Raw genomic sequence first — 14,566 nt, 5'->3', positions numbered from 1 at the left:
AGCGTTGCCGCCAAACAAGCTGCTGTTCATTCATAACGTTATTTTACATAAAGGCTGGGAATTCCCGCCACAGATTTAAAAGGATGCTTCATACTCATCAAGCTTTCAGCGTTGCCAATGGCAAAAAAACCGTCTGTGCAAAGGGATTGGTACAATTTATTCACAATTGCTTCACTGGTTTGATTGTTAAAATAAATCATTACATTTCTACATAAAACAGCATCAAAGTCTGAGCGGGGGATGGGGTCTGAAATTAAATTAAATTTCTTGAAGGTGATATGCTGTTGTATTTCTTTTTTCACTTTTAAATAGCTCCTATATTTTCCGGTTCCTTTCTGAAAATAACGATGCAGGATAGGCAGGGGCACCTGCTTGACCTTATCATTTATATATATCCCTTTTTGGGCGATCTCCAGCACGGAGTGAGATATATCTGTGGCCAGGATAGAAAACGCTAGGCCCAAAGCCTTTAACTGCACCGCCGCAGTGTAAGGCTCATCACCGGTGGAACAGGCCGCACTCCATATCTTGAAGTGTTTTCTTTCCCGTTTAGGGTGACAACCAAACTGTTTGACGATATATTCAATGCTTTTATTTTCTCTGTAAAAAAAAGAATGATTGGTTGTTATCGCATCTATAAATTCGATCACCTCGCGTTCATTTGACCTTAAATGTGATAAGTATTCCTGGACATTCATCTGGGTCAGACGCATTCGTTTGGCAACCTTGGATTTTAACAATTCAAGCTTTCCCTCATGAAGATTAATGCCGCACGTCTTATACACAAGCGTTTTCAATTCAGTCAATTCACTAGGTTTAAACCGTATTGAATTCATTTTTATTAAAACTTTTACATTTTTTTCCAGCGGTTCACTTTTTCGAATGCGGATTCAGCCGTTTTCAACAGAGTCGATACATTCACCGGTTTTTTAAAATAATCTTCAAACCCGACATCAAGGCATTCTGACAATTCAAATAAAGACGCATAGCCGGTAATGGCATAGATAATAGACATGGGCTTAAGACTTTTTACTTTCTTACATAATTCCATACCGTTTATCACCGGCATATTTAAATCAAAAAACATGACCATAATGTTACTCTCTTCGATAATTTTCAATGCATCCTGTGCATTTTCTGCGGTGGAAGCATCATAGCCGGCTTTGGTAAACAACTGAGAAAGCAACCTTAAAATGGGGGGCTCGTCATCAACAATTAATATTTTTTTATTTTCCATCATTTTTTCTTCTCCTCGGGGGTCGGGCTTGCGGCAACAATTGAAGATGCGGCATCAAGGTCCAAAATTTCGGAACCCAAATACATTTTTGTTTTGTACTTCGTAATAGCCATCAGCTTGTTTGTAATCGCACCTAACCGTTCTGCCTGGTCTCTGATTTCCTTGACATTTGATTCCTGGATTTCCCCCTGGCAAACATCATCGATTAATAATTCCGAAAAACCTAAAATCGCCATTAGAGGCTGATTAATTTCATGGCAGATTGCGCCTGCAGTCCGAACGACCGCTTTGAGTTTTTCCTTTTCTATTTCTGAATGCTCATACTTTTTTACCTTTGTAACATCCTCAATCGACAGCAAAACAGCCTTCTCCTTTTGCAACTCCAAGGGCTGGGTCGTAATTCTCAAATGCCTGTGCCCGATAGATTTTAAGGTCATGGCTGTTTCAACCATAAAATGCCCCTTAGCATTTTCAATGGTATCCTTCACTGTTGTCCGCAAGTTGCAATTAAGGCACCCTTTTTCATATTCGCACTCCCCAAGGGAATCTTTGTAATGAATGCAGCCAAAGGCCGCCCCAAACATAAGCCCGACCAGTTGATCACTCTCCTTGTTTATAAACATGCAGGCCATCTTGTTTACCAGGATCAGTTTCCGGTCCCCGTTAACCACCGCAACAGCAATTGGTAAATCGTCAATAATACGCAGGATATCATCCATAGAAAACGCTGCTGGAGACGCCAATATGGTATCATTCATTTTTATTCCTTTCTTTCTGTCTTTGACTGTTTTGATTCATCCAACAGCATTCGAATCATGTTTAAGAGTTCGTCTTTTCCCGAAGGCTTCATCAACACTTTGTCCGGCTTTGGCCCGTTTATTTTAGTATCAACCATTTTTTCGCTGGACCCTGTACATAAAATGACAGGTATGTCCTTTCGAATTGATTTAATGCGTGCCACGATTTCATCCCCGTTAATTTCAGGCATGGTTAAATCAGTAATAACAAGATCAAATTCATCGGGAGATGATTCAAAGCAAGAAAGCGCATCCGCACTTTTATCATATGGGATGACATGGTATCCAAATCGCTTAAGCAGTTGTGTCACCATGCTCAGAATCGGTTTTTCATCATCAATCAGTAAAACTGATTCATTTCCGTTTAACGGTGTAAAGGATAACGTTGCCATATCGTTTTTTTCCTTTTTGTCTGTATATTCTGGCAGGTAAATGGAAAAAGCAGTTCCTTACCCCTACCCCTCTTAATTGCTTATGCACTACAGTTCGTTAAAAAATGAACAGGCTTTTCCTGCTATACTGTGAATACTTTCCACATAATCAACCGCCCCTATCAATCGTGCTTCTTTGGGCATCCCGTAAACCACGCTTGATTTTTCATCCTGGGCAATCGTTACCGCACCCGCTTTTTTCATTTCGAGCAATCCTTCTGCACCATCTTTACCCATACCGGTTAAAATAATCCCCACAGCGTTGGCACCAGCGTGTCTTGCAACAGACCGAAATAAAATATCCACTGCCGGCCGCTGAAAGTGAACAAGAGGCCCTGTTTTAACGACGACGCAATAGCCTGGGCCCCTGCGTTTTAAAAGCATATGAAAATTACCCGGGGCAATAAGGACGTTACCACTTGTTACAGGGTCCCCATTTTCTGCTTCTTTAACACGCATTTGACACAATTCATTTAACCGTCCGGCAAAGGACGTAGTAAACTGAGCAGGCATATGCTGTACGACAACGATGCCTGGGGCGTTTTCCGGCATTTGGGTCAGGATATTTTTAATGGCTTCCGCCCCCCCGGTTGACGCGCCGATGGCAATAATTCGATTGACGTTTTTAGAAGGTGCCATGGATATGATCTTTGTCTGGTTCGTTGAATTTTGCCGCTGCCCGTATCGGGGTAATTTAGCCGCATGAACCGCCCGGATTTTCTCGGCAAGCTGCACGTTGACATCGCCTACCGAATAGGCGTCATTGGGTTTTGCCATCACTTCCAATGCCCCAATGGCCAACGCTTCCATGGCAAGGCGGCTTCCTTTTGTACTCAAAGAACTGACAATGATAACGGGAAGAGGATAATACTTCATTAATTTTTTCAAAAAAGTAATCCCATCCATACGCGGCATTTCTATATCCAGGGTAATAACATCCGGTTTTAATCTTACAATTTTTTCCCGGGCGATGTATGGATCAGGAGCCGTACCAATTACCGTAATTCCTTTGTGCCGGGATAATTGTTCTTTAAACACCTTTCTGACAACGGCGGAATCATCTACCACAAGCACTTTAATTTCATTAGACATTGAAACGCCCCTTGTCGTTATTGACTCACACGGGTTATTCACTCTTAATCATTGATAGTAAAAGAGCCATTTTCGAATCCATTGTTTCAATCAGTGTGCATTTTGCAGTGCCGTCAAGATCAGTACTGGTAATCATTTGAGGGATACCGAGATGATAAGGCAACTTGCATTTTACATTTTTTAAAGCATTCCCGCACACCATGTTGAGCATTTCAGACAATGTTCCGAATTGCTGTTCCCAAGTCAGTTCGCCTTTGGTTTCGCCCAAAAAATTGGATGCGAGTTCGGCAACCAGAGGTTCCGGTGAAATAAGATCTATATTTCCGGTGATATCTCCGGTGAAATTCAACCGGCATGCCAATGCGTTGTTTCGGTTGATGCCGGAATCATTTAAAATCGTCTCAGGACCGATTTCAACCGGCATGAAAAACATGATCTCCATGACTTCAGAAATCGAATTCGTCATCGCGGTCATCAATACTTTCTTCATAATCTGCCTTTCCAATAATACTGACGATCAAATCCCTGAGCGCCTCAGGGGTAAACGGCTTGGTCATATAACCGGATGCACCGGTATTCATAAATTCTTTGATTTTAGATTCATTGCCTTCGGTTGAAATAACAACCACCGGAATGTCCTTGAACAATGCTTCGGCTTTTACTTTTTTTAAAAAGCTGAACCCATTCATTTCCGGCATGTTGTGGTCGGTTAGAATCAAATCCACCCAGTCCCCTTCCATTACCTTTAACGCCTCTTTACCGTTCGAGGCTTCAAGTATTCTGGAACTGCCGTATCCCGCCGCTGCAAGAGATCGTTTTAAAACGGTCCTCATGGGCATTGAATCATCTACAATCAATATCGAATAAGACATTTGATCCCTTTCAGTTTCATTAAGCCATGTTTAATAAAATTTTTACTTCATGCATGTTGACGCCAAATTCGGCCATAAGACCGGTGATGTCCGAGTGGGAGATGCCATGGATTTTCATTAACTGATCCTTAAATCGATAGGACAGACCATCTGCCCCGACGCCGATTCCCATCATCATGCAAATGCAGTCTGCCAGATACACCGCTGCGACCTCTTTATCGTTCACCATGGATTCATCTCTGAGATGATGATGTTGGATAAGCTTGATCATTCGCGGGCTGAAGTTCCATATTTTGCCAATTAAGGCACCAATCTCAGCATGATCTATACCCAGTACTTTTTTTTCCGCTTCCCTGAAACTGTAGTCGTTTTTTTTTACAAGCGTGTCAATTTTTTTAAAGTCCTTGGACACATATTTTTCCAATATGATTTTACCGATGTCTTTGATCAGGGCAGCGGTAAAAATTGTACTTTTGTTGTTAAGTCCCAGGCGTTTGGCAACCTGTTTGGCAATTACAGCAGAAGAAACCGAATACAGCCACATATCCCCGTGTTCAAGACCATAGCCTTTTCGACGTCCGGAAAGGACTCTTGCGCTTGATTTTACCAGTGCCAATTCAACGATCTGATCTGTACCAAGCATATTCACAGCATCTTTAATTGATTCTGCAGGCATCTTTAACCCCGAATATGCTGAGTTGCAGATTTTAAGAATGTCTATTGTCATGACAGGGTCATACTGAATTACCTGGGCAATATCGTTCATTGAACTATCCGGCTTTTCAACAATTTCGAGCAAACGGCTGGCAATGGCCGGCATGGGCGTTAAATCCTTTATCTCACGAATCATTTGATCCAGTGCTGTCATATTTTCACTTCCTGAGATCCTGATGTTTTTAGGAAAATATCACCTGATGCAATTTCAATTCGGATCGTCCGGTTGATATTCCCGCCCACGTCCTGCTTATCAATCATGACGTTGTTCTTAAAAAACATTTTTTTTAACGCCAGGTAATTACGTTTTCCGATATTAAAAAACCCTTTTTGATCAAGGATTTCAGCTCCGCCTGCGACAAATATTCTGATTCTGGGCTTCTTTGCGCCCATGGTGTAGGCCGTTTTAAACAGGCGCGGGATACCTGTATCTGCGAACATAAAGGGTTTTTTGGCTGCTTTTGCTTTGTCTATGGCGGATTCGGGAAGCATATAGTGAAGAATCCCCCCGACCCTTGCGACCGGATCATAAATAACCAGCCCTATGCATGATCCAAGAGAGTAGGTGATCACATCATCTGCAGGATTATTGCTTACTTTCATATCTGCAACGCCGACAATTTGTTTCATCTATATTATATCCTCATCTCAATTCTGCTGTCTCCGCCCCCTATTTTTCCGAGACAATGGAAAAGATGCCGTGAACATCCAGAATCAATCCGACTTTTCCGTCAGCCAGAATCGCACCGCCGGCAATCCCCCTGATATCATCCATATTCCCGCCGAGATTTTTAATGACATACTCATCTTTGCCCAAAAGCTCATCAATCAAAAAACCGCGTCTTTCTTCTTTTGATTCAACAACGACAACCAGGCTTTGTTCGACGGATTTAATATGACTGCTTGTTCCATAGATCTCATTTAGCCGGATTAGCGGAACCAGGTGGCCACGATCTTTAACCATCTCACCTTTTCCTTCTACGGTGAAATATTCACCCGGCCCCGGCCTGAATGCTTTTTGAATCGCAATGGTGGGAATCACATATTTTTCGTCATCAACCCTGACCAGCATACCGTCGATAATGGCCAGCGTCAGAGGAAGACTGATAATAAACCGGGAGCCAACCGCTTTTTCGGATTCAATATTCAAATGGCCGCGTAACTTTTCAATTCCCTCTTTGACCACATCCATGCCAACGCCCCGGCCGGATACATCGGTAATTTGGTTTGCGGTTGAGAATCCGGGTGACAGAATCAGATCAAAAACCTGGGCATCCGTCATCTGGGCCTCTCCGGTAATCAGCCCGGTGGCAGCCGCCTTTTTAAGTATTTTCTCCCGATCCAGCCCCTTGCCGTCGTCTTCGATCTCAATGATAATATTCCCGCCTTTATGATAGGCACGAAGATTGATATTTCCCTGTGGGGGTTTCTTCTTTTCCGTGCGCTCCTCTACGGATTCAATCCCGTGATCGCAGGCGTTTCTGATCATATGAACCATTGGCTCATAAAGGGCATCCACCACATTTCTGTCAATTTCGGTCTCTTCTCCGGTCATGGACAAGTTGATCTGTTTGCCGGATTTGCGGGACAAATCTCTTACGATGCGAATCATTTTCATAAATGTGGCTTTAATGGGGATCATACGCATGGACATGGCAATATTCTGCATATTGTTTACAATCTGTCCCAATTGTGAAACAGTCTGGGTCAGGGCAGCGTTTCCCATCGTTTGCTGCCGCAGCATAGACTGGGCAATCACCAGTTCACCGGCGTAATCCACAAGATCGTCCAATTTCTGGGTGCTGACTTTAACTTGAGAATCCACTCTTTTTTTAACTGCGGATTGTTCCATTAATGCCGAGGCAACCTGAACAGGAGCGATCTTTTTATCTTGGATCAGAATTTCACCAAATTTTTTTTCCGGATGGTTTTTCTGGATTTCCAGCGCATGATCAATATCCTGTTCTTCGATTTCCTTTTTTCTGACAAGAATTTCACCTAGAGGTTCTTTTTCCCCTCTGGTTAAAGACATTTGAAGCTTTTTGAGTTTATCCCTCAAAATATCTACATCTATGTGGCCATCCGCTTGATGGTATCCGCTGACAAGCCCTTGCTTTACATTATCGATAAGCTGTTTTAACAAATCAACAGACTCAAGAATCGCATCAGTAGCGGAATGAGTAATTATAAAATCACCGCTTCTGGCACTGTCCAGAAGATTTTCAGTGGCATGGGACAGCCGGTTGATCTTACCTAAAGACAAAAAACCGGAAACGCCTTTTATGGTGTGAAAGGGTCTGAAAATATCGTTTATGATATCTGCATTCTCCGGATCCTGCTCCAACTCAATTAAAGACACCTCGATGTTGTTCAGGTTATCTTCGGCCTCTGATATAAAGTCAGTCAGGATTTCAATATCATCGTCCGACAGTTTTTCAGGCGTACTCTCCTGTTCAGTTTCCGCTTCAAACTCGTTTTCCGAACACGCATCGAATTGTTCATTCGCGGCAAGGTTCTCTTCTAAAAGCTCAAGAACATCGGAATAATCGAAGGTAAAAGGTTCTTTTCTCTTTAAATGACTTAATATGGACTTTAACAACACAATGCCTTCTTCAACCGGTCTTGTGTTACACGTAGAGCCGCGGCCCATATTTTCCATATATTGTTTACATAACTTTGAAATATCATAAAAAGTTGACGGCTGAATATTTTCAGAAATGTTGATAAGACCTTCTACATTACGAATCATTCCGTCTATATCAGGGTCTTCTCCCGGGCAAAAGCCGGCAATAAGCATTGAAAGTTCATTCAATTTTGCCTCTAGTGCTTTGTCTTCGCCGTTCTGGACTTGCCCATCGGCTTGAAACGGCTTTTGGACAAATAAAGCGTTGCTCTTTTTCTGATCCATCTCTTTGAGTTCCGCGCTGAAATCTGAAACAACCATGTCAAGATTTGACAACAAATTGCTTCTAACCTGGGGCCCGTCTTTCATTATGGCATCAATAATGTGTCTGGCCTTCAGAATTTTCGCAGCCTCTGACGATAGATTCTGCATTTTGCATTGCGCATGTATACTCTTGAGAATGGGCAGCAGCGTCTTGATTGCGTCCGGTTGAGCAGGATCGAATAAAATCAATTCTGATGTCAGCTTTTCCGTTGTAGCGATTATATTTTCATAAGACATTGGCTTTTCCCAATTTTGAAAGTTCTCGTGAAATTTTTAAGGATACCGCTGACACAGGGTCTTGGGTGATAACCTTGAACCCGCCCTGTGCCTCAATTTCATGATATTAAAAATCTTCAAAGGTTTCGTCGTCATCAAAGGGGATTATCTGATCCGGACGACTTGTTGAATCCAAGTGATGACCCTTGGCGTTTACTTTATTATTACTTGTTCTACCCGGGATGCTTTTAGGCATCGGCTTAACAGAGTGATGAACGTCCAAGTTGCGACTGGAATTCCTTTTACCGGTAACCAGCATCACAAGATTATCAACATACTCTTTTAGTTGTTCGGCCTGGGCACTCATCTCTTCTGCCGCAGAGGCGGATTCTTCTGCATTTGCAGCATTTTGCTGGACAACCCGGTCCATTTCAGCGATGGCATTGTTGACCTCTTGAATACCATTGGATTGTTCGGTTGATGCCACAGAAATTTCTGAGACCAGGGATCCGACTTTGGCCGAGCTTTCCGCCACTTTGGAAAACGCCTCACTGGTTGAGGATACAATGCCGGAACCATCAGTTACCTTTTTGACGGTATCTTCTATAAGCGAGGCTGTATCTTTGGCAGCATCTGCAGCCCGCATTGCCAAATTTCTCACTTCATCGGCAACCACGGCAAAACCTGCACCTGCTTCACCGGCCCGGGCGGCTTCCACTGCGGCATTCAAAGCGAGCAGGTTTGTCTGAAAAGCGATTTCATCAATGGTTTTTATAATTTTCGAAGTTTCCTCGGATGCCTTGGAGATATCCTTCATGGACCGTGTTAATTCATTCATGGACTGGTTGGCAGTATTCACCACCGCATTCACCTCTTTCATCAACCCGTCGGCATTATTTGAATTCTGGGCATTTTTCTTGGTCATTGAAGACATCTCTTCCATGGATGAAGAGGTTTCCTCAATGGATGCGGCCTGTTGTGACGCGCCTTCTGCCATGGACTGGCTGGAGGAGGAAACCTGCCCGGATGCCGAAGCCACCTGCACTGCACCTTCGTTAAGTCCGGTAATGATCTTGTTAATGGGTTTGGTAATGCTGCGTGTAATAAAAAATGCGGAAAGAATACCCACGACAAGCGCGCCGATCAATCCGATAATCATGAGGATAGATGCACTTGAAAGCGCCTTCACAGCATCCTTGGCAATCGTGTCGGTTGCGCCGATTCCGGCATTCGCCGTAGTTTTACATGCACCGAGAACTTTGTCGCCGGCGTTCAGGCGTTTAACCGCCAGGTCCTGCAAAACAATCCAGTTCCCAAGAAAATCTTTCATAGCGGTCCGGTAAACATGGCCAGCCGCATCAACACGCTCTATCTGCTTTAAGAATTCAGCCCCCTGTGTGATTTTTTTCAATTCTTCAAGCTTGTGATCTATTTGTTGAAAAATATCCAAGGCAGCATTCATGACTTCAGGGCTTCTCAGTGCCTGGGATTTAAAGGTCCCTATTTGCGTCTCCTTTCCAAGATCAATAATATCGGTCACCAGGTTAATTTTCGCATTTCTTTCCAGCATATCCTTATCTAACTTCTCGTGCTGCCCTTTAAGAAACGCATCGCAGTTTGACACATAAATCCCGGCATTTTCATCCATCTGGTCCCGGTACCTGTTCAGCAGTCGTTGGTCTGCCAGACTGCCGCGATTAAGCTCAATCATAAATTGTTTCATGACCTTCTGGTAAGTTTGCGCCGCAGATTGAATTGAGTTCAGCCTTTGAATATCTTCCCCATCACGGCTCACAGCCCTTAAGTTATTTAACGGTCCGGCAACGCCGTCCAATTGTGAAATTGCTTTTTCCATTAGTTCTGTATCATTGCGTGCCTGGGCTTTAAAATTGGTGATCCTGACGCTGGAACCGATATAAACAAGATCTGTGGCAAATTGGATCTTCTGCTGGCGTTCGTTCAGATCTGATTTTAATTTTGCGTTCTGCCCCGTTAAAAAATCAGCCGCATTTGAGATATACTTTTGGGACGATTCGTCCAGCGTCCGTCTATTTGCCGCCAGCCTGGCGTTGGAATCAACGGTCTGCTTTATCAGGATCTTATAGTCCTCAACCGATTTGGCGGCGATATCAATCTGAGCTTTAAGGTTTTTTAAATTTTGAGAATTTTCATCTAACTCACGCGCCTTTTGCAGGGCCATGTCAACGGAATCCATTGCCGTCCGACCCAGTTGATAAAGCGTTTCATCTTCCGTATACCCATACCCCCTCATTTCAAACATCATCTGGCTGGCCGTATCACTTAATTCGATGGCAACAGCTACTTCCGGTATATATTCATTGGCCAGCATTGTACTTGTTGTTCCTACAGTTCGCATATTCACTACAGCCATTAAACCAAGGGCAACGGCAATAATGATCAAAACTGAAAATCCATATGTGATTTTTAATCCCAGACTCACGTTTTTCATCTTAAACTCCTTATTTTTTTTTAACCGGTATTTATGACGCATTTTGAATAGCAGACATTTCGTTCGACGAAAGGACCTTGTCTATATTCAAAAGGATCTTAACGCCTTTCTCCTGCTTGGCCATGCCAAGGATATATCTTGTATCCAGTTTCGTACCAAAAGCCGGAGTTTCCTCAATGTCATCTTCTTTTATATTTAAAACCTCGGACACGGTATCAACCACAATTCCGATTAGAACAGTGGACCCCGACGCATCGATTTCAACTACAATAATGCAGGTTCTGTCATTGTAACAAATCGATTTCATATCGAATTTTAACCGAAGATCAATTACGGGGATTACTTTCCCCCGCAAATTTATGACGCCTTTGACAAATTCCGGTGTTCTGGGGACCGAAGTGATCGGTAACATACCAATTATTTCTTTCACTTTAAGAATACCAATCCCATACTCTTCCGACTCCAATGAGAACGTTAGATATTTACCTGTTTTCATGGCCATGTCGGCTACTGCTTTGTCAATACTGTCAATTTGATCAGTCATCCATTCCTCCTTTAATTCTATCTTTTATACCGGGTAATATTTGTATAGTGCTAATACATATGTATTGTTTTAATAATTCAAGCAGTATCTGACTTAGGACCGCGAAAAAAAATAAATCCCCATTTTAGTTGCCGTTTTATCCGTATTCTTCGTTGCAACCCAGGGCATCAGGAACAATATGATTACTAAGCCGTGCCTTGAATACGAACAAAAATTCAGCGCAAAATCTGTGGCATTTATTTCTTCTGCGCCCCTTACCTGGGCAGATCATATTCGGACAACGTGAATTTTGATTTCATCAAGGATACGGCGCACTTCATTTGCAAGATCTATTCTCGTCACAGGTTTCATCAGAAAGCCTTTAACCCCTATCTTTTCAGTTTGTTCTGGGGTGATACGTTCAGAAAACCCCGTACAGATCATGATAGGGATATCAGATCTGATTTTCAGAATTTCTTCAACCAGCTTGTCTCCGGTCATCTGCGGCATGGACATGTCTGAGAGTACAAGGTCATATAGGCGTGGATTATTTCTGAACGCCTCTAACGCTTCCAGACTGCTTGTTCTTGTTGATACGGTATACCCCAGCCGTTCGAGCATCTGCTTTTCAATGCGTGCAATAGGCGCTTCATCATCGACGAGCAAAATATGTTCGGTACCCGTGGGAAGAGAAGCCCCCTTTGGGCGGTGATGACTCTCAGCAAATGGGACGATAACAGGGATGAATATCTGAAACGATGCCCCTTGGCCCGGGGTACTTTTCACTTTGATTTCTCCACCATGTTCTTTAACAATCCCGTAAACGGCTGATAAGCCTAAGCCTGTGCCTTTTCCTTTTTCTTTCGTTGTAAAGTAGGGTTCAAAAATTCTGTCCAGGTGCGCCTCTTTGATACCTATTCCATTATCCGCTACTTTCAGGGCTGCATATCTCCCCGGAGCCAGGTTCAAGCCATCCAAATTTTCATTAATCTCAATTTCCCGGACTTCAACATCTATCCTGCCGCCTTTGTCCTGAACCGCATGGTATGCATTGGTAATCAGGTTCATTCCGATCTGGTGCAGTTGCGTTGAATCAGCAAGGACCATACCGCAGTCGTTTTGAAGTGTCTGGGTCATTTCAATATTTGCGGGGATTGAAGATCGTGTCAGTTTCAGAACTTCTTTCATAACAAATTGAAAGCGGGTTGGTGAAAATTGATGCTCATGCTGACGGCTAAACGCAAGAATCTGCTTCACAAGTTCAGCCCCCCGCTTCCCTGCTGTTTCAATTTCTTTTACGTTTTCCCATTCAGACGTTCCAGAAGGAAGGTCTTCTAAAAGCATTTGCGCCATCCCTATAATCGGAAACAAAATATTATTAAAATCGTGGGCGATTCCTCCGGCAAGTGTTCCAATCGCCTCCATTTTTTGTGCTTCCTGCAGCTGCTTTTTCAGCATGGCTTTCTCTTGATCCGCCATAACTTTTTCTATGGTATTGGAAATGGTTCTGCGGAGTAAATCCGGTGTCAATTCACCTTTTACAAGATAATCATTTGCACCGGCCCTTGTAATTTCAGCAGCAATTTTTTCGTTTCCCTTCCCTGTCAAAACAATAATAGGACGATTGTCGTTGTGTTTTCTTAAAGAACTTATGATTTCAGGAGCTGTGGTTGAACCCAGATAATAATCTACGAACAAAACATCCATTGGGCGTTTTGCTATCTGTGCAACGCATTCTTTTCCTTTTGTAAACGGATTGAATTCTATATTCCAGCCGGGAATCTCTTGCAGAATTCGGCTAAAAATTTCCAGATCCCCCGGGTCATCGTCAATGGCAAAAATGATTATTTTTTTTTCTTTCATCTGTTACCTCTATCCCTCGAAGGTAATTTAACGATTTGAAACCAATATTCTTTTAGGATCGTGACGGCCTTAAAGAAGCCTTCCGGATCAATCTGTTTTGTGATATAAAATTCACGCTCAGGTTATGGCTTCTTTAGATGATGCCCTGCTCCTGTTTTGCCGTATGTAACGCCATAATCATTGTACAACGATCACATCATGGGGTATTTTATTTAAAACACCTTTTGCACGGTCGGTATAACAACCCAAACTATAAATATGTATGTTACATTTTTGTATCAGCTATAGAAAAGACCATATCAACAGGAAAAGGTTCACGTTTCTATATTTGCGTTTGCCGTGAGCAATCTGAGAAAAAAGAACCGCCTTCTTATATTATTCTATTGCAGAATATATTAAGAAAATCGTAAAAGAAAGAGATTTTTCCGATATTTTTGCCACAGACTGTCATGCAGGATCGCTTGAACAAAGCAACACCCGAATAAATCTTTTCTGATTATAACGAATATAGGAGACAGGATCGGAGAGTGATCAAATGATGGTATGCAAGGCGGTGTGCGTCGGCATGGCCTTATTTTTAGCTATGTCGTCATTATCCATATTTATAACAGAGATGGCGACTTTTATAAAAATAACCTACAAGATCATGAGCGATACCCCACCATTTCTCTTTCCATGTCAAAATTGCCGAAGTCAAGCCTAGGTCAAAAAGAATCACCAAATTTGGAAAAATGTTACCCAAAACAAAAACAGCCGGATATACACTCCATCTAACCGGCTGTTTTTATTATTGGTACCAAAGAGAGGACTTGAACCTCCACGCCTCACGCCACTATATCCTAAGTCTGAATTTTATCATTTTTCTATTTTTGTAATGATCATCTCTTTACAAAAATAGAATCAGACCTTGCTCAAGAATATGGACGCCGTATAGCTTGGATTATTAACACGGTGGGCCAAGACAAAATAGACATTAAAAGAGCAATACTTTTTATCTATAATTCTTCTGAACCATGGGAGAAAAGCATGTATAATTCAGATTGGGCATTGCTAATGACTGGTATTGTTGAGTTCATAGCACAGAATTATAGTGTAAGCGCTTAATAAACCACACCTTGGCAAGTACGGTTCGTTATGCGATATAAAGAGGACCTGCAAGACTGGGCATATCGAGATAGTGAGGCAACAAGGTTTTGTAATCATCCTTGATTATAAGTATCGAGGAGTTTTTCCAGAGGGAACAAAGATACCAGTATGGTTAAAGACTATTTGCTTTGGCAGTTTCAATTAGGCTGTAAATGCCCCACACTGGCAGTGACTCAGGCGTTACAGAAAAGTAAGCGCGAGATTAACCGCATCTTGTATGAGGCAGCCTATTATGAGATACAAGGAGGACCGGCGAGT

General features: G+C 42.6%; 13 protein-coding genes and 1 tRNA gene. All 14 read right to left on the bottom strand.

All coding sequences use genetic code 11. From position 1 onward, the window contains the following. Nucleotides 1–38: 38 nt before the first annotated feature. Entirely contained in the window at nt 39–836 is a 798-nt protein-coding gene (locus tag Q366_RS09645) for a CheR family methyltransferase (RefSeq protein ID WP_035238509.1), read from the bottom strand. Nucleotides 837–850: 14 nt separating this feature from the next. Continuing rightward, the gene (locus tag Q366_RS09640; protein ID WP_245619921.1) at nt 851–1,237 is read right to left on the bottom strand and encodes a response regulator; all 387 of its coding nucleotides are present in this window, start codon (nt 1,235–1,237) and stop codon (nt 851–853) included. After that, the gene (locus Q366_RS09635) at nt 1,237–1,995 is read right to left on the bottom strand and encodes a histidine kinase dimerization/phospho-acceptor domain-containing protein (protein WP_035238507.1); all 759 of its coding nucleotides are present in this window, start codon (nt 1,993–1,995) and stop codon (nt 1,237–1,239) included. The genes Q366_RS09640 and Q366_RS09635 overlap by 1 nt, the downstream gene beginning before the upstream one ends. Nucleotides 1,996–1,997: 2 nt before the next feature. Then, nucleotides 1,998–2,426, bottom strand: a complete 429-nt coding sequence (locus tag Q366_RS09630) for a response regulator (RefSeq protein WP_035238506.1) — start codon at nt 2,424–2,426, stop codon at nt 1,998–2,000. Between the two features lie 87 nt (nt 2,427–2,513). Next, nucleotides 2,514–3,557 (bottom strand): protein-glutamate methylesterase/protein-glutamine glutaminase, encoded by a 1,044-nt coding sequence (locus tag Q366_RS09625; protein ID WP_035238505.1) that lies wholly within the window; start codon nt 3,555–3,557, stop codon nt 2,514–2,516. Nucleotides 3,558–3,591: 34 nt separating this feature from the next. Next, nucleotides 3,592–4,047: a chemotaxis protein CheX gene (locus Q366_RS09620; RefSeq protein WP_035238504.1), complete on the bottom strand. Its 456-nt coding sequence runs from the start codon at nt 4,045–4,047 to the stop codon at nt 3,592–3,594. Then, nucleotides 4,004–4,429 (bottom strand): response regulator, encoded by a 426-nt coding sequence (locus tag Q366_RS09615; RefSeq protein ID WP_035238503.1) that lies wholly within the window; start codon nt 4,427–4,429, stop codon nt 4,004–4,006. The genes Q366_RS09620 and Q366_RS09615 overlap by 44 nt, the downstream gene beginning before the upstream one ends. A gap of 19 nt (nt 4,430–4,448) precedes the next feature. Next, the gene (locus Q366_RS09610) at nt 4,449–5,297 is read right to left on the bottom strand and encodes an HDOD domain-containing protein (protein ID WP_035238502.1); all 849 of its coding nucleotides are present in this window, start codon (nt 5,295–5,297) and stop codon (nt 4,449–4,451) included. After that, nucleotides 5,294–5,773: a chemotaxis protein CheD gene (locus Q366_RS09605; protein ID WP_035238501.1), complete on the bottom strand. Its 480-nt coding sequence runs from the start codon at nt 5,771–5,773 to the stop codon at nt 5,294–5,296. Before Q366_RS09605 ends, Q366_RS09610 begins: the two co-directional genes overlap by 4 nt. A gap of 40 nt (nt 5,774–5,813) precedes the next feature. Next, nucleotides 5,814–8,327, bottom strand: coding sequence for a chemotaxis protein CheA (locus Q366_RS09600; RefSeq protein ID WP_035238500.1), 2,514 nt, complete (start codon nt 8,325–8,327; stop codon nt 5,814–5,816). 106 nt (nt 8,328–8,433) lie between these two features. After that, nucleotides 8,434–10,776 (bottom strand): methyl-accepting chemotaxis protein, encoded by a 2,343-nt coding sequence (locus Q366_RS09595; protein ID WP_035238499.1) that lies wholly within the window; start codon nt 10,774–10,776, stop codon nt 8,434–8,436. A 31-nt stretch (nt 10,777–10,807) separates the two neighbouring features. Further along, nucleotides 10,808–11,320 carry a chemotaxis protein CheW gene (locus Q366_RS09590; protein WP_035238498.1) on the bottom strand — a complete coding sequence of 171 codons (513 nt, stop codon included), beginning with the start codon at nt 11,318–11,320 and terminating at the stop codon, nt 10,808–10,810. 267 nt (nt 11,321–11,587) lie between these two features. Next, nucleotides 11,588–13,162, bottom strand: a complete 1,575-nt coding sequence (locus Q366_RS09585; protein WP_051957955.1) for a hybrid sensor histidine kinase/response regulator — start codon at nt 13,160–13,162, stop codon at nt 11,588–11,590. A 791-nt stretch (nt 13,163–13,953) separates the two neighbouring features. Next, nucleotides 13,954–14,035: transfer RNA gene (locus Q366_RS21280), tRNA-Leu, on the bottom strand. Nucleotides 14,036–14,566: the final 531 nt, after the last annotated feature.

This window comes from Desulfobacter vibrioformis DSM 8776 (assembly GCF_000745975.1).
Lineage (GTDB): Bacteria > Desulfobacterota > Desulfobacteria > Desulfobacterales > Desulfobacteraceae > Desulfobacter > Desulfobacter vibrioformis.
The sequence above is the reverse complement of the archived record's forward strand: the minus strand, read 5'-3'. Positions and strand labels throughout refer to the sequence as shown.